This window comes from Altererythrobacter sp. KTW20L, from assembly GCF_023501975.1.
Lineage (GTDB): Bacteria > Pseudomonadota > Alphaproteobacteria > Sphingomonadales > Sphingomonadaceae > Alteraurantiacibacter.
Genome location: NZ_JAMFLH010000005.1, coordinates 189,363 through 207,746, shown reverse-complemented (window position 1 = coordinate 207,746; position 18,384 = coordinate 189,363). Strand labels below are relative to the sequence as shown.

Sequence of the window (18,384 nt, the reverse complement as noted above, 5' to 3'; positions counted from 1 at the left end):
CGCCAAGTCCGAAGCTAGTTCGGCTTGTCCATCAGCAATCTGCATTATGCACTGGTCCAAATGACTGGCAAACGCCGCGCAGCCTCCCTATATGTTTCTTGTGGGAAGCAAGATCGACATTGATCCCGAACCTTGGGTCGCCGAATTGATCAAGGCATCGCCGATTGCCGGCGTTGTCAGTAATCCGCGGCTGGATGACAACCCCATCGTTGCCTGCAACCAGGCCTTCTGCGATCTCACCGGTTATGGCGAGGATGAAGTGGTGGGCCGCAACTGCCGCTTCTTGGCCGGACCTGCCAGCGAACCCTGGCTGACCGAATCGATCCGCGAAGGCGTGCGCGAGAAGAAGCCGGTGCTGGTCGAAATCCTCAACTACAAGAAGGACGGCACTCCGTTCCGCAATGCGGTGATGGTGGCGCCGATCTTCGGAGACGACGAGGAACTGACCTATTTCATCGGCAGCCAGATCGAGCTGACAGAGGATTCCGCCGGACCAAGCCTCAACCGCCGGGTGCGTGCCTCGCTGAAGATCCGCGACCTGTCGCCGCGCCAGCTCGAAGTGCTGCAACTGGTGGCGGGCGGACTGCGCAACAAGCAGATCGCCTGGGAGCTCGGCCTGTCGGAAAAGACCGTGAAGATGCACCGCGGCATCGCGATGGAAAAGCTTGGCGTGCAGACTTCGGCCGACATGATCCGGCTGGCTGTTGAAGCAGGGATATAAACCGCGACCCTGTCCCAAGGTCCATATTTTTTCCTTGCCCGGACAGGTCCATACCGCAACTGCATCGCAGTCGGAAATCAGTTGCGGGATCCTCACCTTCCCCCCTCATGTCCCGCTTCCTTCCATCCCACCCGATCTGACTGCGATGCGCCCCCCTATGACAACTGATGCAAACGGCAGGCTGGTGGTCTGGCACGATGGCAACTGCCCGCTGTGCCGCCGCGAGATCGCGCTGATGCGGCGGCTCGACCGGAATGGCGCGATCCTCTTCATCGACGCGGTGGATGCGGCGGACGAAAGCTGCCCGATCCGGCGCGAGGACCTGCTCGCCCGCTTCCATGCGCAGGAGCACGGCGTGCTGCTGTCCGGTGCCGCTGCCTTTGCCGCCATGTGGCGCGCCATCCCGCTGCTGCGCCCGTTGGGCCTGGCGGCACGCTGGCGGCCCGTGCTGCGGGCGATGGAATGGCTTTACCTGCGGTTCCTCAGGGTGCGGCCGCGTATTTCGGCGATGCTGCGCTAGTCGGTAAACAGCAGCGGCAGGAAGTCCGCCAGATAGCGCCGCCAGTTGATCCAGGTGTGGCCTCCACCGGTCTCGTTATAGACGTGGTCCACGCCGTATTCGTCGAGCATGGCGCGGGTGGGGGCGACGGTGCCGTAGAGGAAATCGTCGGTGCCCATGGCGTAATAGACGAGGTCCAGCTCTGCTGCCGAGCGGCGCAGCATGTCGCCATCGGCGGCGGAGTAATTGGCCACATCGTCCGGTCCCATGCCCAGGCCCATCGAGAATATGCCGATATGGCTGAAGCGGTCGGGGCGGGGCAGTCCGAACCGGATGGTGTGCGATCCACCCATCGAAAGTCCTGCCATGGCGCGGCTGTCGGAATCGTCGAGCGTGCGGAACGTGGCATCGATATGCGGGATCAGCGCGCCGTGCAGATCCTCGCCGAAGTCGGTATTGGCAAGTATGTTGGATCCGGGACAATCGGGCGTGTGGCCGAACGGCATGACCACGATCATCGGCTGCGCGCGCCCTGCGGCAATCAGGTTATCGAGAATGTTCTGCGCGTGGCCCACCTGGGTCCAGCTGTCCGACGAATCTCCGGCGCCGTGGACGAGGTAGAGCACCGGATAGCTCTCCCTGCCGTTCATGTAGCCGGGCGGGGTATAGACATTGGCTTCACGCATGGCGCCCAGTGGTTCCGACCAGTAGGTGACTTGCGTTACCGTGCCATGCGGCACATCGGCGTGCCAGCGCTGGAAATCGCCCTCTGGCCCGGCCAGATCTACGGTGGAATTGACGCCCGCCCGCTCGCGGCTGAAAGTGGTGGCCAAGGGATCGGGCACTTTCGCGCCATTGACCTGGAAATTGTAGCGGTAGTTGTCGGCCGGGATGGGTTCGGGCGTGGTCACCTGCCACAGGCCCGTGGCGTCGCGTTCCATCGGCAGGCCGCCATTGGGTCCAAGCGGGATCTGGGCGATATCGTTGCTGATCAGTTTCACCACCTGCGCCGCCGGGGCGCAAAGACGGAAGGTGACGCGGCCATCGGCCAGCTGCTCCACCGAGGTATAGGCGGGCAGGGCGAAATTGCCCTGTGGCAGGCAGGTTTCACTGGCGGCAGAGGGAGTCTGCTGGGCGAATGCCGGAACGGCGAGTGCCGACAGCGCCATGACGGATGCGGACGCCCCGGCCAGGGCCAGGTGACGGATGTTCATGCTGCTCTCTCCCACTCTAACGAACGTTAGTATGCCGGGGACGGCGCAGGCCCGCACAAGAAAACGGGGGCTCCCGAAGGAACCCCCGCTTCATGCCAACCCGCCGAGGCGGGATGGTATTTCTTAGTTGCCCTGGGCGCGGCGAGCCGCGGCAGCAACGGCTTCCGTGGTCGGGTTGCCGAGCGAGAGCTCGCGACCGTTCGGGAAGCGGATTTCGGCGGCCGAGGCGCGGGTGTCACCGTCGCGAGCCTGGAAGGCGTCCACGATGATGTCGGTACCGGCCGGCAGCGAGTTCCTGTTCCAGCCACGACGCAGCAGGGCCGACGGAGCGCCGCCCTCCACGCGCCAGCGTTCGGTGCGGTTGTTGCGTTGCACGTCGATGTGGATCCACGAGTGGGGGTTGACCCACTCGAACATCACAACCTTGCCTTCAAGGCGGACGGGCTTGTTGCGGTCGAACTCGGTGGCGAACGAGTGGTGAGCAGCAGCGCCAACCCCCGTTACGGCCAGCACGGCACCGATCGCGGCGATGCTGAGCTTCTTCAATTGCATGGCGTGTAACTCCTTTGTTTCACGTAATGTGACGTCTTGCGGGACTTCAACAAGAGTGCATTAGCACCCCGGTCATTGGCCCTCGATTAAGTCGCCGTACAACAGCTGTTCAGAAAACGGCACGCACTTGAATTCAAGCAGCTGGGCGTTTTCTTCCATGCGGCGGTACAGCGGCATGCGGATGGTCCAGGGACGCGAGTAGATCGAAGGATCGTCGATCGTCGCTTCGTACTGGATGTGGTTGTCGCTCATCTTGGTGAAGCGTTCGGTCACCGTGGCGTTGTTGGTCAGGTAGTTGCCCGCCCGGTCGAGCCAGGTCACGCCTTCCACCATCTCGCCAGCCGGCAGCTTCACCAGGCCCGGCCCGAGAGCCAGCGTGGTGACGACCAGCGTATCGCCTTCCCACTGGCCGTAGGACGTGCCCATCCAGGTGTCGATCGGCGGGATGCCGACCGGCTCCATATGGATGACCCGGTTGGCCGACGCATATTCATAGGCCATCAGGATGTCGTCGTCGTTGCCCTGGATGATCTGGAACGGGAAGGGCATGTAGGTCGCGCGCGGAATGCCGGGCAGATAGCAGGCGGCTTCGGGATCATGATAGATCACATTGGCCTTGTGTTGTGCCAGCAGTTCCTCGGCTGCAGGCAGATAGGGGATTTCGCCCCCGTCAATCACGCCCAGGCCAGCCGGGATCGCGCCGATGGCGCCCAGCAACCTGTCTGCCACCGGGTTGGGGGCCGCGGAATGCGGTTCCAGATTCCAGTTGGCGGTATTCATGGCCTGCCAAACACCGTTGATGTTCGGGTTGTTGCCGATTCGATCCTGCGCAGTGGCCGAAACACCGCCCAGCGCGATAAGCGCCACTGCAGCCACAGCCGTCGAAAACCTCTTAATCCCCCGCATAACCTCTCCTGTATGCATCTAAGTTCAGAGCGAATACACCATGATAACGCCACTGGCGTTGATGGCGACATATTGTTTGCCGTCGCTTCCCCGATAGGTCATCGGATTGGCGTTGGCATTACCGTTGAGCGTGGTCTCCCATAGCTGCTCTCCGGTATCTGCGTCAAAGGCGCGGAAGCGCCGGTCGTTCGTTGCACCTACGAAAACCAGTCCGCCGGCCGTAACCGTGGGGCCAGCGCTGCCGGAATTGCCGAGAGTCTGGCGACCTTCGGGCAGGTCTTCGTAAATTCCAAGGGGCACAGCCCAGGCTATTTCGCCGGTATTGGCATTGACCGCAGTCAAGCGCGACCACGGCGGCTTGTAGCACGGCGCAGTGGCGCCAACGGGGCGGTTGTTCGCATCGTACTCGCCCGAAATCGGCGCGCTGAACGAGAAAAACGGTCCCTTGCCGTCCACGCTGGCCCGGTCATAGGGGGGCGAGGAGGTGGCATCGAAGCTGTAGGGCCGGTCACCCTCCACCCGTTCCACCCAGCCGACCAGCGAGGTGTCCTGGGCGTTGACATAGATCATGCCGTTGGTGGGATCGGCCGCCGGGCCGCCCCAGTTTACGCCGCCCGTCCCGCCCGGAAGCTGGATGGTCGAACGCGGCGCGGCATCGGCCGGCTTGTAGTGGAACGGGGTATAGATGCCCATGTTGTAGAACCCGCCCGCGCGGTCCCACATCGCCAGGCAGGCGGCGGCATGGGCTTCGGTCGTGTCCTCGGCCGTCACCATGTCGGCGAAAGTCATCGACACGCGGCTCAATGGTGGGGTGACGGTGGGGATCGGCTGGGTGGGTGAATACCATTCGCCCGGCACGTCACCGCGGGGAACCGGCATTTCCTCCACCGGCAGCACCGGCTCGCCATCCTGCGCATCGAGCAGGAAGAACAGGCTCGACTTGCCGATATTGGCAATCGCCTGGTGGCGGCCGTAGGGACCATCGACATTGATCAGCGGGCCGGCATTGCTCATGTCGATGTCCCACAGGTCGTGGTGCACCGTCTGGAAATGCCACTTGTAGACGCCGGTCTGCATGTCGACCGCGACAATCGAATTGCCGAACAGGTTGTCGCCCGGGCGATCGCCGCCGTAATAGTTGTGCGCCGGCCCGGCGATGGGCAGGTAGGCGGTGTTGCTGCGGACATCCACCGTGGCGGCAAAACCCCACATGTTGGTGCCGCCGCGCCCGGCGGCACTTCCTGCGCCCCAGGTGTCGGCGCCGATCGCATCGCCTTCGGGAGTGGTATCGAATTCCCACAACTTGGCCCCGGTCACCACGTCGAAGCCGCGCGGGTTGCCGGGGTTGCCGATGGGATTTTCGAGGCTGGCTGCGCCGACCACGGCCACATTGCCGTTGATCGTGGGCACGCCGCCGAAGCCAACGCCCATGTCCACCTGACCGCCCTGGCCGAAGCTTTCGACCGGCTGGCCGGTAGCCGCATCAAGCGCCACCAGGAACGTGCCGCGTGTGACCAGGATGCGCGCGGCCATATCGCCCGATCCGGGCCAGTAGCCGACGCCGCGGCCGGAAAAGCCGCCGGGGCCGCCCGCGCCAGGGCCTGCCGCAGCACCTTCGGGCGGAGTAGTGTCGTGAACCCAGATTTCCTCACCCGTAGCGGCATTGAGCGCCACCACGCGGGCCTGGGCGGTGATGTACATGGTGCCGTTCACCACCAGCGGCACGGCAGTGTTGAAGGCCCGCAGCGGATAGGTCCAGGCCGGTTGCAGGCTGGCCACGTTGCCGCGGTTGATTTCGTTCAATGGGGAATAGCGGGTGGCGGCAAGGTCACGGTTGATGGTGAGCCAGTCGCCTTCCGGAATCCTCTCCTGAGCGACCACGGCCGTGGTGCCGGCAGTGGCCAGCAATGCTGCAACAAGGAGGCTTCCAGCCTTTCTCATAACCCCTAATCTCCCGCCTTTATGGACCGGCCGCTTCGCACCTCGCAATCGAGGGTCGCATGGCCGTCCTAGTTGATTCTGTCCTAAAGGCGCATCCATCTTTTGACAATGCCTTCGCGCCTGCATTAGCTGGTGAACGAGGGCAACTTCTTTCGCGGCCTTGCGACCGCGCCTTGAACTTGTCCGTATTCCGTTGCGAATGCGCGGTGGATTGTCGAGGCAGAGTTTGTGATAAATTGTCGCGAATGGTCGTTCCGCCCCGGCGGGGCTTGGCGCAAGCCGCTTGAGGCGTTAGCGGGTTTTGCGCAAGATCAAGGTTTGTCGGCCTGCCGGGCATCAAGTGGTCCGGTCAGAGTCAACGCCAGAGTCGGAACACGACTCGACAGATTGGGTCAGAGTCAACGAGGGGGAGCCCGATAGATGTTAGATTTGCTTTTCAGCATTACGGAGTGGTTGAGGACAACGGTGCTCCTCGACTTCTCCTTCTGGCTGGGCGACACGTCGCTCAGCCTGTTCATGGTCGAAAATTTCTGGAACGTGCCGATTGCCCAGGTGATTCATATCGCCGCAATCGGCATCGGCTTCGCCTCGCTGCTGATGATGACGCTGCGGGTCTATGAAAAGGCCGGGATGACCCAGCCGGTATCGGCCAATGCCGCGCGCTACCTGCCGTGGATGTGGTGGAGCCTGCTGGTGATCCTGCTCAGCGGCCTGCTGATGATCACGGCAGAGCCGATCCGCAACATGGTCAACGCCGTGTTCTGGATCAAGATGATCGCGCTGGTCGGCACGATCCTGGTCACGCTGCGCTTCCAGACGTCGGTCAAGGCCAAGGCCCTGGCCGGGGGTGCGGGATATGTCGCCAGTTCCGGTACGCGGACCACGGGCCTCGCGCTCGTGATCCTGTGGTGCTTCATCATGTTTTGCGGTCGCTGGATCGCCTACGTTCCGGTCTGAGGGGGAAGAAAACAATGTATCCTGAACCGACCAATATCTGGCAATCGATCCAGTATTCGCCAATGGGCATCAGCCTTGCCGAAAGCCTCTGGGCATTTCCCACTATCGAAACCATCCACGTGATCGCCCTGGTCACCGTGTTCGGCACGATCGTGATCATGGATCTGCGCCTGCTGGGCATCACGTCCACCAACGTTCCGGTTTCGCGCCTTTCGGCCGATACGCTGAAGTGGACCTGGATGGCCTTCGTGCTGGCCGCCGTAACCGGCACCCTGCTGTTCATCAGCAAGGCCAGCAGCTACATGGTGAACCCGTTCTTCCTGGGCAAGATGGCAGTCATGGCGCTGGCTGGCCTCAACATGCTGCTGTTCCACTTCCTCACCTACAAGACGGTCACCGACTGGGATAACGCCGCGAGGCCGCCGTCTGCGGCAAGGTTCGCCGGTATTGCGTCGCTGGTGATGTGGCTGGCCATCATCTTCTTCGGACGCGCCATCGGCTTCACCTTGGGTGTTTACGATTGCGAGTTGCTCAATCCGGACGAAGCGGGCTTCTACAACAGCCTCGCGCAGTACGTCTGCCAGATGTAACTGACCTGACTAACGCAAAGGCCGCCCTTCACCGGGCGGCCTTTTTGTTTGTGCGAAACGGCAGGCAAATGGCGGACTATTCCTCCGGCAGCGCAAAGACATAGATGCTCGACGAATTGACCTGCGGGACCGGCAGTTCCGGAGTATAGCCTGGCAGGCCGAGCGCCAGCGGGTTGCCCATGCCGGTCACCACGGCGACATATTGCCGCCCGTCCACGGCATAGGTGATGGGGCTGGCATTGGGCACACCGGTCAGGCCCGCGCGCCACAACTGCTGCCCGTCATCCTGCGCATAGGCGATAAATTCGCGGTCCATGGCCCCTGTAAACAGCAGCCCCCCGCCAGTGGCCAGCATGCCCACGTCATAGGGCGCGCGGCGGCGGCTTTCCCACAGTACTTCGCCGGTGCTCATGTCGATCGACTGGATGAAGCCGAAGTTGCCGTCGCTGTCGGCCGGCGCCGAATAGAACACGTTGACCCCGCTGGTCAGGAAGCCCTGTTCGGTGGGCACCAGTTCCATGCAGGTATCGCGCGCGTTGACGAACAGATGGCCGGTCGTCTCGACAAAGGCGGTCGGGCTCCAGTTGCGTCCTCCGCCTGCGTGGGGGCACATGAACAGCGCGAGCCGGTCGCGGCCGGGCAGCAGGGCGGGGTCGGGCGTCTTGCGGCCGGTTACCGGGTCGATAGCGATGATGAAGTCCTGGAAGCCCATGTCGGCGGTGGACAGATACTGGCCGGTCGCCGCATCGAGCGTGTCGAACAGGCCTTCCTTGCCGCCGGTGATCACCACGTGGCGCTGCTCGCCGTTCACCTCCAGATCGCCGATCACCCGCTCGAACGCCCAGTCGAGATCGTACTGGTCGTTCGCCATGTGCTGGTAATGCCAGACAAGTTCCCCCGTGCGCGGGCGGAATGCGAGGGTGGCATTGGTGTATAGCCCGTCGTTGTTGCCGCCGGGAATCACGTCGCGCACCGGGCCGGTGTCATAGGTCTGCGCGACGCCCCACAGGGCAATGCCGGTGCGGGCGTCATAGGTGCCCGAAGTCCACACCGATCCGCCGCGTCGTTCTTCATCCGGCACACCGTTCCACGTATCGCCGCCGGGAGTGCCGGTTTTGGCGACGGTGTCGAAGGACCACAGCCGCTCGCCCGTATCGGCATCGACGCCCACGATCAGCCCGCCGCCGGGTTCGGTCGTGGCAAGGCCGTTCATCACCACGCCATCGGCCACCAAAGGCCCGCCGTTGTTGCGATAGCCGGGGGGGGTGCCGTCCACCATGGCGACGTCCCAAATGGGCCGCCCGGTGCGCGCGTCGAGCGCGACGATGTGGAGGTCGGAAGTCGAGACGATCAGTTTGTCGGCCCATAGGGCGATGGTCTTCTTCGACAGCGGGTTGGTGCCTTCGGGCAATTGCCGCTGGTAGCGCCATAGCGGGCGGCCATTGGCGGCATCGAAAGCGAACACCTCGTCGCCAAAGCCGAAGACATAGAGCACGCCGTCGCGCACCAGCGGTTCGTTGATGTTGGGTCCGACAGGCAGCGCCTGGGCCCAGGCGATATTGAGCCGGCTGACGTTCTCGGTGGTGATCTGGTCCAGCGGCGAGAAGCCGTGGCCGTTATGCCCGCGCCGCCAGGTGAGCCAGTTCTCCGGCTCCGGATTGGCGAGTTGTTCCGGCGTGACCGGCGTATAACCGGCAAAGCGGTCCACCGGCACCGGCGCGGCGGGGAAGGGGTAGTTGGGCGTTATCCCGCCGATCCTGAGCTGGCTGCTGACCACCACCGGCGGGGCAGGCGGCATGGCGCTGGCCAGTCCGCGCGTTACCGGCTCGCCAAGCGCCAGCCCGTTTTCATGCGCTACCAGCGCGGTCAGCGCGAGGTAGGCTTCGGCGGACAGGCGCCCGCCGCCACCCGGCGGCATCGAGGTGCGGATATAGGCTTCAAGCTCGCCCACCGGCACTTTGCCCCAGCGCGACAGGAAGTTGGGCCCGGTCAGGGTTCCGGCGAACTGGCCGCCGGTCAGGTCTGCCCCGTGGCAGACGGCGCACTGGGTGGCATAAAGCGTGCGGCCCTGTTCAACCTGGGTCGCAAAAGTGGCGGGTGCGTTCTGGGGCGCGTTTTGGGCGGAGCCCGAGGCCGCCCCGAGCAGCGCAAGCGCGGCGCCAGAGCCCAGGAGGGCCCCCTTGAAGTATGTCATGTCCCCTCCCTCCAGAGATATTTGTCCGCACTATGGCGCAAGTCCGTGCGCGCGCAAGCGTGGAGGGAGGGGAACTAGATCATTGTCCGGCGGCGGGGATTCCCAGCGGGCCGGCCACGCGCTCGTTGAACTGCGCGGCGTAGAAGGCGTCCTGCGCCGGGGTCAGCCAGGGGCCGACACCCGAACCATCGGCGTCGAGGCGCATGACCTGGTTGCGCGGCAGTTCGTTGGAGGCAGGCCAGTGCGGCAGGCCGGGGCCGTTGGGATTGCCGGTGGCGGCAAAGTTGACCCAGTACTGCGAAACCTGGTCGGCAAAGCCTTCCTCGCGCGGATTGCCGCACATCAGTTCGACCGACGAGCCGCCAGGGAAAGTCCGCGGGGCGCACAGGTTGTTGAACACATAGGGGATTTCGCCCGTATGCGCCGCGCCCAGATCCGGCTTGTCGGGATCATACAGCGGGTCGTGGGTGAAGAAATAGAGGAAGGCATTGCGACCCAGCCGCGCCTGCCCGTCAGCATATTGGCGCATGTGCCAGCTCATCCCGTCGGAGAACGGGCGCTGGGCCTGCAGCGCTGCTTCTTCATCGCTGCTGGCGGGATAGGCCGCGCGGCCGAGGTCCACGTGGGCACCATAGCGCTGGGCTTCGCCCGCGTTGTAGCGTTCCAGCGTCATCGCCGGGCCCATGCCGCCGGTAAAGCTGCCTTCGTCCTCGTTCGATCCGGCGAGCACGTCCCACGGGTTCTGGCGGTTGTTGGCGACCGCGATCGACACGTCTTCGGGAATGATGTGGCCATCCACGATCATGCCCGCACCGCGGATCTTGGCATGGATTTCGGTGGCGGGCTGGGCGCGCAGTTCGGCCAGCGAAGTGGTGCCGAACTGTTCCTGTGCCTGCTGCAGAACCTGTGCTTCGGCGCGTTCCCGCGGGACCATGGTGCCGATGCCAAGGCCCATCCACGCGCCCGATTGCGGGATCGCGCGGTGCACCAGGTCACGGGCGGGCGGCGCGCCGACCAAGCCACCGGCAATGGCTGCCCCGGCGCTCTCGCCGAAGATTGTCACGCGCGAGGGATCGCCGCCGAAGGCCTCGATATTGTCCTGGATCCACTGCAACGCGGCGATACTGTCACCCAGCGCCTGGTTGCCCGAAGCGCCATGCGGGCTGGCCGCAGTCAGTTCCGGATGGCTGAAGAAACCGAGCGAGCCGACGCGGTAGTTCAGCGTGATCAGTACCACGCCCTTGGCCGCCAGCTGGTCGCCATGGCTGAACGGAGCCGAACCGCCGCCTTCGTTGTAGGCCCCGCCATAGATCCAGACCATCACCGGCAGGCTCTCGTCGGCGCTGGCGGCAGGAGTCCAGACGTTGAGGTAGAGGCAGTCCTCCGAAATGCCCGGGCTGTCGGGCATGTCGGTGGCGGAATTGGGCGGGAAGCGGGTGGGGGCGGGGTTCTGCACGCAGCTGTCGCCCCAGGTGTCTGCCATGCGCACGCCGGTCCACGAGGCGGCGGGCTGCGGCTGTTCCCAGCGCAGGTCGCCCACCGGCGGCGCGGCAAAGGGCAGGCCCTTGAACACTGTGATGCCCGGCAGCGCGCCCGGCACGCCGCGCACCATGCCCTGCTCGGTCTGCACGGGACCGCTGGCGATCATACTGGTGCCGGCAGCAGTGGATTGCGCCACGGCCATGTCGGCAGTGGCGCAGGCACCGACCGAAGCCATCATCAGGGCGACCAGAGCGGATCTGGCGAAAGCGGTTTTGCCGATTTTGCGTGTCATGGTCGTCCTGTTTCCCTGTTGCGGCCGCGCCTGGTTACGATGCGCGCGCTCCGATAATGTGTTGTGAAATGCGCCGCGTAGCGTGCGGCCGCCGTGCCCTCGACCTTCAGGGGAGGGGCAGTGTCCGGGGGCGCAAGGCAGCAAGCCCGCGCCCCCGGCACCATTGCCTGTTACTCGACGCCGCCTTCGGCACCCGACAGTTCCACCCCGGCGCGGCTGGCCGTGATGTAGTTGCGGATCTGCACGTTGCCTTCATGGCAGGCATATTCGAAGAACGAATAGTCGTCATTGCGCGACCAGTCGAGGCGCGCGGTCCACGGAGCCACGAACACTTCGGGGTCGTTGTAGGTCAGTTCGTAAACCACCGAATCCGGACCGGTCATGGTCAGGCGTTCGGTCACCACGGCCTGTTCGCTGGTCGGGATAGTGTTCCACGGCGGAACGCCCATGGTTGCCATGTTCAGCGGCGACGGGCCACGCTCGTAGGAGTTTTCCGGCACGCTATCGCCGGCGATGATGTTGGTCGTTTCGATCACCAGGGTGTTGCCTTCCCAGTAGCCGATCGACTGGCCCATCCAGGTGCGGACGCTGGCGGGCCAGCGACGGGCGGCGATTTCATCGCGGCTGCCGACGATCGGGATCACGCGGGCATCGTGGATCATCTCGAGGTTGATGACGACATAGCCCGGCGACTGCAGCACCTGGATGCCGTTGTTGTAGCGGAACGGCAGCATCGATGCCGGGAAGCCACGGGTGACGCACCGGTCCCAGGTGTCGAAATCGCTGGTCCAGTTGAACTGGGTGTTCGGCGTCCAGCTCGACCGGCCGGAACGATAGCGCGCTTCGGCTTCGGGGGTCATGGCCGGAAGCTGGCCATTGGCCGGGCTGACGAGCAGGTTGGTGCGGCGGCCCGAGCTGTCGGATTCCACCCAGTGGCCCATGCCGATGGTGCCGCTCTCGTCTTCGGCGGCATAACGCGCGTCGGAGCCGCCATATTGTGCCTGACGGGCGGCATATTCATCATCGTTCAACCAGAAGCGGTCGCCGAACTGGGCCGGGCGGTTCATCGGCAGGCTGGCGATGTTGTCGATTGGCCACATGCCGCGCAGGTCGGGATCGCCCCAGGCGGTCTTGGGCGGGTCGAAATTGGTCGGCACCGGCGGCATGACTGTCAGGTCATCCGGGATATAGGATTGCGCGGCAACCGGAGCGGTCAGCGCGGTGCAGGCCAGGGCGGCAACGGACAGGGCGGCCATCAGGCGGCCCGTCCGGAAGGTGGTGATCTTGGTCATGGTGGTCTCTCTCCTGATAGTCGAATTCGCTTGGTACCGGGCGGGGCCATGCGCCCCAAAAGTCACGTCCTGAATCAATTCCTGTTATTGCCTACGCCCCGGCTGGCGGGGTCCATTGCCGGGGGCGGGCCGGCATCGGGATCGATCGGATCGAACATCCGGCCCCGGGCATATTCCTGCTCGCGCGCCGTGCGATCGGCGGTGATGTAGTTGCGCACCTGCACGTTGCCTTCATGGCAGGCATACTCGAAAAACTCGTAGGAGTCATCGCGCGACCAGTCCATCCGCAGGGTGAACGGCGCCTGCCACACGACCGGATCGGAATAGGTCAGCTCGTAGGTGATCGTATCGGGCCCGATCATGTGGAACCGTTCCACCGTGGTCGCTTGTGCGCTGGTCGGCAGGGTATTGTGTGGCGGAACGCCGCGCGTCGCCACGTTCAGCGGCGAGGCTCCGGGCTGCATGTTGGTCGTTTCCACCACCAGCGTGTTGTGGTCTTCCCACCGGCCGCGGCTGTTGCCGAACATGCCGGTGACGGCAGCGGGCCATTGTTCCGCACCGCTGACCGGGATGATCCGCGTGCCGAGCATTTCGAGCTGGATCACCACATAACCGGGCGCCTGGAAGATGCGGATGCCGTTGTTGTAGCGGAACGGCAGCATCGAAGCGGGGAAGCCGCGCGTCCAGCAGCGGTCCCAGCTGTCGAAATCGTCCACCCAGTCAAACGTCTGGCCGTTGACCCAGCTCGACCTGTTGAACGAGGCTGCCCGGACCCCCTCATCGGTCAGCGCGGGAAGCTTGCCGCTGGCCGGTTCGACCAGCATCGAGGTGCGACGGCTGCCGGCCTGGTATTCGATCCAGTGGCCGAGGCCGATGGTGCCTTCCTCGTCCTCGGCGTCATAGGCCTGTTCGAGCTGGTCCACGCGGCCCTGTTCGGCGGCCAGTTCCTCGGCCGTCTTCCAGTGGCGGTTGCCGAAACGGTCGGGCCGTTCCACCGGCAGTTCGGCGATATCGTTGATCGGCCAGCCGCCACGGAAATCTGGGTCGCCCCAGGGTGTGGTTGCCGGACGGTAATCGTCCGATACGGCAGGCATCACGGTCAGGTCATCGGGTACCGCCGTCTCCGCCATGGCCGGCGCCCAGCAGGCCGCAGCCAGGAACACTCCGGCAAGGGCCGCGCGACTGGTGGCACTACGCAAGGTCATTCACCCGCTCCCATGGTCGGCGGTGCAAGGCCGCGCTCGACCCTGCTGGCATTGATATAGTTGCGGATCTGCACATTGCCTTCATGGCAGGCATATTCGTAGATCTCGAATTCCTCGTCCCGCTGCCATTCCAGCCGCGCGGACCAGGGTTCGGCGAAGACGACCGGGTCTTCCCAGGTGAATTCATAGATGATTTCGTCCGGGCCGACCATGTGGAAGCGTTCCACCAATCGGGCGCTGCTGCTGACCGGGGTCTTGTTGTTGGGTGGCGATCCGGTCGTGCCGATGTTGGTCGCGCTGGGGCCGGGCATGAAATTGGTGGTCGTGACCTTCAGCGTGTTGTGATCCTCCCACTCGCCCCGGCTTTCACCCAGCCAATGGGCTATCTGCGTGGGGATGGGCGCGCGGCCATCGGTGTAGATCATCCGCGTTTCGTGGACCATTTCCATCTGCAGCGCGACAAGGCCGGGCGCCTGGAAGATGCGCATGCCGTTGTTGTACATGAAGGGGAACATCGAGGCCGGCAGGCCGCGGGTGATGCAGCGGTCCCAGCTGTCGAAATCGGTCCAGGTGTCGAATGGCTGGCCCTGCACCCAGGTGCTGCGCATGGCATCGGACAGGGCCTGGCCCTCGGCTGTAAAGGCGGGCAGGCGGCCATTGGCGGGCGCGGTGATCCAGCTGGTCCGGCGATTGGCTGCGGCCACTTCGGCCCAGTGGCCAATGCCCATGGTGCCGCCGGTATCCTCGTTCTGGTAACGCAGTTCGAGCGCCTCGACCATTTCGGAGCGGGCGTTGAATTCTTCTTGCGTCAGCAGTTGGCGGTTGCCGTGTTCTGCCGCCCGTTGCAGCGGGGTGCGGCCGTTGAGATGGTCAATCGGCCAGCCGCCGCGGAAATCGGGCTCACCCCACTGGGTCAGCGATGGTTGAAAGTCGTTGGACGGGGCAGGGAGGACCGTCAGGTCCTCCTCCGCCTGCGCCATCACGGCAGAGGATGCACAGCCGGCCAGCAGCAGGCCGCAAGCAGCGATCCCGGTCAGCAGTGCACCTTTCCGCATCAGTTGCCTCCCCGCGGCAGGGCGAAGGTGACATAGCGGCTGGCCCCCGGCTCGGGCAGGCCGAGACCGCCGAGGAAGTGGCCCACGCCGCCGACCGGCACGGTGATGTATTGCACGCCATCGACCATATAGACCGCCGGCACGCCTTCGGTCGCCGCGTCGAAGCGGTGTTCCCACAGCACGGCGCCAGTGTCCGCGTCGCGGGCGCGCAGGGCGCGGTCGCTGGCGGTGTTGACGAACAGCAGGCCGCCAGCCGTCGCCACCGGACCGCTGCGCGGGGTCTGCGCGCCGACGCCGGTGATGCCCTGCGCTTCCAGTGTCATGATCTCGCCGTTGGGGATGTGGTAGATCCGCTCGCCGGTGTTCATGTCATAGGCGGTGAGGTTGGAGAACGGCGGCTTGATCGCCACCATGCCGTTCGATTGCAGCATGAAGTTGACCGGCCAGCGATAGGGGATGTTGTCCTCTTGCGCATTGGGCATGGCTTCCAGCGCTTCGGGCCGGTTATCCGGGTTGATCTTCAGCAGCAGCGGCAGTTCGCGGCTGACGATGTAGAGTCGCTGGCGTTCCGGATCGACCGAAACGTTGCCCCAGTTCGCGCCGCCGTTGTGGCCCGGCATCGAGATCGACCCGCGCAGGGACGGCGGAGTGAAGATGCCGTCGTTGCGCCATTCGTTGCGCAGGGAATTGCGCAGCGCTTCCTGGTCCGCTTCGGGCAGGTAGGGGTTGATGTCGTCCTCGGTGAACTCCATCCGCATGTAGGGCAGCGGCCAGGTCGGGACCGGCTGGGTCGGGCTGGCGTGTTCGCCCGGCACGTCCGAAGCGGGCACAGCCACTTCCTCGATCGGCCAGATCGGCTCGCCCGTGCGGCGGTCGAAGGTAAAGACATAGCCCTGCTTCGACACCTGGATGACGATCGGAATCCGCTGTCCGTTGCGGGTAATGGTCATCAGCTTGGGAGCTACCGGCAGATCGAAATCCCACAGATCATGGTGCACGGTCTGGAAGTGCCAGATCCGCTCGCCCGTGTTGGCATCGAGCGCGACGATCGAGTTGCCGAACAGGTTGTCGCCTTCGCGGTTGCCGCCGTAGAAATCATAGCGCGGGGTGCCGGTGGGGATGAACACGATGCCCAGTTCGGTATCGACCGTGCTTTCCGACCAGTTGTGCACGCCGCCGAACTGCGCGCGATCCTCGGTTTCGGGCCAGGTGTCATAGCCGAATTCGCCTTCACGCGGGATCACGTTGAAGGTCCACTTCAACTCGCCCGTGATCACGTCATAGGCGTGGATATTGGCCGGCGCCGAGGCATAGTCATAGGCACCGGCGGGCAGCGACATGATGATCGTGTTGCCATAGATGCGGCCCGGGTTGTTGGTCATCAGCGGGTTGGCCGGCATGGCGATATCGCGCGGCAGGGCATCGCGCAGGTCCACCCCGCCATTGGTCCCGAAGCCGGGAATCATCTGGCCCGTAGCGGCATCGACCGCGCGCAGGATGCCGTTGTTGAGCACCATCAGGCGGCCTTCGCGGCCATCGGCGCTTTCCCAGTAGTTCACCCCGCGGCTGCCCACGCGCCCTTCGAGGTTGCTGACCCACAGTTCCCGTCCGGTGGCCGGATCGAGCGCGACGAGCTTGCCCTGGCCATTCTGCACATACATGCGGCCACCGCCCACGGTGGGATTGAACAGCGGAGCCTGGCCCGCGCCGGTTTCATAAGTCCAGGCAACGGCAAGCTGGTTGACGTTGCTGCGGTTGACCTGGTCAAGCGCGGAATACTGCGCGCTGTGCCCGCCACCGAGATAGCCATCCCAGGCGGCATAGTCGAAATCTTCCGCCGGAACGCCGACGCTGCTGGCCATTGCGCCAGAACCGCCAGTGGCGGTGGTGCAGGCGGCAGCCGCCAGGGCCATCGTCGAAATCGCGGCGATCCGCACGGCACGGTTGAACCCCAGTCTGATCACACCCAACTCCCCATCTTTCACTTGGCCGGTATCAATGCGCCAGCCACAGCTCAGGCATTGGCACAAACCTAGCGCCAAGCCCAGCGTAACAACAAGGCCATATAGGCCCTGCCAGTTGACTTAATCCGGTTTTTTTGTCGCACTTTGTATCATCCGGTTTCGCCGCCATCACCCTCGGCGGAGCCCTGCATGTCGTGCCCGGCGGCGCTGCCCTCGACACTGTTCTCCACGCCTTCCAGCGGGCGATCCACCTCGCCAACCGAACTGTAGATTGTCGAAGTGGTCATACCGCCGCTCGCTTCCAGCCGGACAATGACATTGTCCGTCGAGCGGTTCTGCCAGTACCACCCGTGGATGCCAGTGAACGGAGCGATATAGATGCCCTGCATCTGCTGCGCCTGGCTCACCCCGAAGCTCTCGGTCAGTTCCACGCCGCCGTCGAACGGGTGGCTGTGCATGTCGTAGTTGAGCGGAGCCGAGCCCTCCCAGCGGAAGGCGATCCGGGCATCTTCCGGCGCGGTGTACTTGAATTCGATCGATTCGTAGGGGGCCAGTTCGTACTCCCACACGTCGGTCGCGCCAGGTTCTGCGGCGGGCGGGGTGTCGGACAGCAGCAGCACATCCTCGGTCTCCATCCGGGCGAGCCCGCGCTCCAGCTCCTCGTTGTCGGGACTGGCAATCTTGACGAGGCCCGTTGCGGCCCCGACGCCGGTCGGATCCCAGCCGGTTTCGGCGGGCAGGACGAACAGCACGGCAATTGCTGCCACGACGACCACTGCGCCACCGACGAGCAAGGGCGTGCGGCGTGATTTGGCGGGCGGGTTAAGGCTCATGACGAGATATATCCTTCGACTTGGACGGCGGTGAGCACCAGGCCCACCAGGATGAGCGCCACATTGGCGGCAAAGGCGTAGCGGGTAAAGCTCGACCGGTGGCGCCACACGGCGAACAGCGAGACGACGAAGGCCAGCACCAGTACCTGGCCAAGCTCCACACCCACGTTGAATGCGACGAGGTTGGTCAGCAGCCCGTCGCGCGACATCTCCAGGTCCATCACCTTGGTGGCCAGGCCCATGCCGTGGAACAGGCCGAACACCAGCACTGCCGCGCGGGTGTCGATATTGAGGCCGATGCGCTTGAACCCGCCGATGTTCTCCACCCCCTTGTAGACCACCGACAGCCCGATGATCGCATCGATCACATAGGCGTTGGCGCCGATCCCCAGCAGCACGCCGCCCAGCAGGGTGATCGAGTGCCCGAGAGTGAACAGCGACACATAGAGCACCACGTCGCGCAACCGGTGGAGGAAGAACACCACGCCCACCAGGAAGGCAATGTGATCGTACCCCGTCACCATGTGCTTGGCGCCGAGATAGAGGAACGGAAACACCGCCGGGCCTTCGACCGACTGGACGAAGGCCTTGTCACCCTCGGCAACATCGTGCGCCAGGGCGAGTTCAGGGACGAGCAGGGCGGCGGCAATCAGGCACGCCGCCACGACATGGGCGGGACGGATCATC

Annotated in this window: 16 protein-coding genes; 4 read left to right on the top strand and 12 right to left on the bottom strand. The window is 64.4% G+C overall.

The window, feature by feature from the left end; all coding sequences use genetic code 11:
• Nucleotides 1-91 precede the first annotated feature (91 nt).
• A complete protein-coding gene (locus tag M3P36_RS06875) occupies nt 92-721 on the top strand; it encodes a PAS domain-containing protein (RefSeq protein ID WP_249702512.1) in 630 nt (209 codons plus the stop codon).
• Nucleotides 722-878: 157 nt separating this feature from the next.
• Nucleotides 879-1,241 (top strand): thiol-disulfide oxidoreductase DCC family protein, encoded by a 363-nt coding sequence (locus tag M3P36_RS06870; protein ID WP_249702511.1) that lies wholly within the window; start codon nt 879-881, stop codon nt 1,239-1,241.
• Here the strand turns inward: M3P36_RS06870 and M3P36_RS06865 are convergent.
• The 4 genes from M3P36_RS06865 to M3P36_RS06850 form a co-directional block, all read right to left on the bottom strand.
• Complete coding sequence (locus M3P36_RS06865) at nt 1,238-2,434, bottom strand: alpha/beta hydrolase (protein ID WP_249702510.1); 1,197 nt, start codon at nt 2,432-2,434, stop codon at nt 1,238-1,240. The two genes, M3P36_RS06870 and M3P36_RS06865, sit on opposite strands and share 4 nt — an antisense overlap.
• Before the next feature lie 123 nt (nt 2,435-2,557).
• Nucleotides 2,558-2,986 (bottom strand): DUF6152 family protein, encoded by a 429-nt coding sequence (locus tag M3P36_RS06860; RefSeq protein ID WP_249702509.1) that lies wholly within the window; start codon nt 2,984-2,986, stop codon nt 2,558-2,560.
• 72 nt (nt 2,987-3,058) lie between these two features.
• Complete coding sequence (locus M3P36_RS06855) at nt 3,059-3,853, bottom strand: hypothetical protein (RefSeq protein ID WP_249702508.1); 795 nt, start codon at nt 3,851-3,853, stop codon at nt 3,059-3,061.
• Between the two features lie 63 nt (nt 3,854-3,916).
• Nucleotides 3,917-5,833, bottom strand: coding sequence for an outer membrane protein assembly factor BamB family protein (locus M3P36_RS06850; protein ID WP_249702507.1), 1,917 nt, complete (start codon nt 5,831-5,833; stop codon nt 3,917-3,919).
• A gap of 465 nt (nt 5,834-6,298) precedes the next feature.
• On the opposite strand from M3P36_RS06850, the gene M3P36_RS06845 reads away from it, so the two are divergent.
• Both M3P36_RS06845 and M3P36_RS06840 read left to right on the top strand, forming a co-directional pair.
• A complete protein-coding gene (locus M3P36_RS06845) occupies nt 6,299-6,790 on the top strand; it encodes a DUF6644 family protein (protein WP_249702506.1) in 492 nt (163 codons plus the stop codon).
• 14 nt (nt 6,791-6,804) lie between these two features.
• Nucleotides 6,805-7,380, top strand: coding sequence for a DUF6644 family protein (locus tag M3P36_RS06840; RefSeq protein ID WP_249702505.1), 576 nt, complete (start codon nt 6,805-6,807; stop codon nt 7,378-7,380).
• Nucleotides 7,381-7,456: 76 nt separating this feature from the next.
• On the opposite strand, the gene M3P36_RS06835 is transcribed toward M3P36_RS06840, so the two are convergent.
• The 8 genes from M3P36_RS06835 to M3P36_RS06800 all read right to left on the bottom strand — a co-directional run bounded on the left by M3P36_RS06835 (nt 7,457) and on the right by M3P36_RS06800 (nt 18,383).
• On the bottom strand, nt 7,457-9,574 hold the full coding sequence (locus tag M3P36_RS06835) for an outer membrane protein assembly factor BamB family protein (protein WP_249702504.1): 2,118 nt from the start codon (nt 9,572-9,574) through the stop codon (nt 7,457-7,459).
• A 79-nt stretch (nt 9,575-9,653) separates the two neighbouring features.
• The gene (locus M3P36_RS06830; RefSeq protein WP_249702503.1) at nt 9,654-11,348 is read right to left on the bottom strand and encodes a carboxylesterase/lipase family protein; all 1,695 of its coding nucleotides are present in this window, start codon (nt 11,346-11,348) and stop codon (nt 9,654-9,656) included.
• Between the two features lie 170 nt (nt 11,349-11,518).
• Nucleotides 11,519-12,640: a hypothetical protein gene (locus M3P36_RS06825; protein ID WP_249702502.1), complete on the bottom strand. Its 1,122-nt coding sequence runs from the start codon at nt 12,638-12,640 to the stop codon at nt 11,519-11,521.
• Nucleotides 12,641-12,714: 74 nt separating this feature from the next.
• Nucleotides 12,715-13,845, bottom strand: coding sequence for a hypothetical protein (locus M3P36_RS06820; protein WP_249702501.1), 1,131 nt, complete (start codon nt 13,843-13,845; stop codon nt 12,715-12,717).
• Entirely contained in the window at nt 13,842-14,900 is a 1,059-nt protein-coding gene (locus M3P36_RS06815) for a hypothetical protein (RefSeq protein ID WP_249702500.1), read from the bottom strand. Before M3P36_RS06815 ends, M3P36_RS06820 begins: the two co-directional genes overlap by 4 nt.
• Nucleotides 14,900-16,864 (bottom strand): outer membrane protein assembly factor BamB family protein, encoded by a 1,965-nt coding sequence (locus M3P36_RS06810; protein WP_249702499.1) that lies wholly within the window; start codon nt 16,862-16,864, stop codon nt 14,900-14,902. Before M3P36_RS06810 ends, M3P36_RS06815 begins: the two co-directional genes overlap by 1 nt.
• A 149-nt stretch (nt 16,865-17,013) precedes the next feature.
• Nucleotides 17,014-17,697 (bottom strand): hypothetical protein, encoded by a 684-nt coding sequence (locus M3P36_RS06805; protein WP_249702498.1) that lies wholly within the window; start codon nt 17,695-17,697, stop codon nt 17,014-17,016.
• On the bottom strand, nt 17,694-18,383 hold the full coding sequence (locus M3P36_RS06800; RefSeq protein ID WP_249702497.1) for a HupE/UreJ family protein: 690 nt from the start codon (nt 18,381-18,383) through the stop codon (nt 17,694-17,696). Before M3P36_RS06800 ends, M3P36_RS06805 begins: the two co-directional genes overlap by 4 nt.
• Nucleotide 18,384: the final 1 nt, after the last annotated feature.

Excerpts from the sequence above, each read along its gene's own strand:
- M3P36_RS06875 (WP_249702512.1), top strand. The coding sequence starts at position 92 with ATGTTTCTTGTGGGAAGCAAGATCGACATTGATCCCGAACCTTGGGTC.
- M3P36_RS06870 (WP_249702511.1), top strand. The coding sequence starts at position 879 with ATGACAACTGATGCAAACGGCAGGCTGGTGGTCTGGCACGATGGCAAC.
- M3P36_RS06865 (WP_249702510.1), bottom strand. The coding sequence starts at position 2,434 with ATGAACATCCGTCACCTGGCCCTGGCCGGGGCGTCCGCATCCGTCATG.
- M3P36_RS06860 (WP_249702509.1), bottom strand. The coding sequence starts at position 2,986 with ATGCAATTGAAGAAGCTCAGCATCGCCGCGATCGGTGCCGTGCTGGCC.
- M3P36_RS06850 (WP_249702507.1), bottom strand. The coding sequence starts at position 5,833 with ATGAGAAAGGCTGGAAGCCTCCTTGTTGCAGCATTGCTGGCCACTGCC.
- M3P36_RS06840 (WP_249702505.1), top strand. The coding sequence starts at position 6,805 with ATGTATCCTGAACCGACCAATATCTGGCAATCGATCCAGTATTCGCCA.
- M3P36_RS06835 (WP_249702504.1), bottom strand. The coding sequence starts at position 9,574 with ATGACATACTTCAAGGGGGCCCTCCTGGGCTCTGGCGCCGCGCTTGCG.
- M3P36_RS06830 (WP_249702503.1), bottom strand. The coding sequence starts at position 11,348 with ATGACACGCAAAATCGGCAAAACCGCTTTCGCCAGATCCGCTCTGGTC.
- M3P36_RS06825 (WP_249702502.1), bottom strand. The coding sequence starts at position 12,640 with ATGACCAAGATCACCACCTTCCGGACGGGCCGCCTGATGGCCGCCCTG.
- M3P36_RS06820 (WP_249702501.1), bottom strand. The coding sequence starts at position 13,845 with ATGACCTTGCGTAGTGCCACCAGTCGCGCGGCCCTTGCCGGAGTGTTC.
- M3P36_RS06815 (WP_249702500.1), bottom strand. The coding sequence starts at position 14,900 with ATGCGGAAAGGTGCACTGCTGACCGGGATCGCTGCTTGCGGCCTGCTG.
- M3P36_RS06805 (WP_249702498.1), bottom strand. The coding sequence starts at position 17,697 with ATGAGCCTTAACCCGCCCGCCAAATCACGCCGCACGCCCTTGCTCGTC.
- M3P36_RS06800 (WP_249702497.1), bottom strand. The coding sequence starts at position 18,383 with ATGATCCGTCCCGCCCATGTCGTGGCGGCGTGCCTGATTGCCGCCGCC.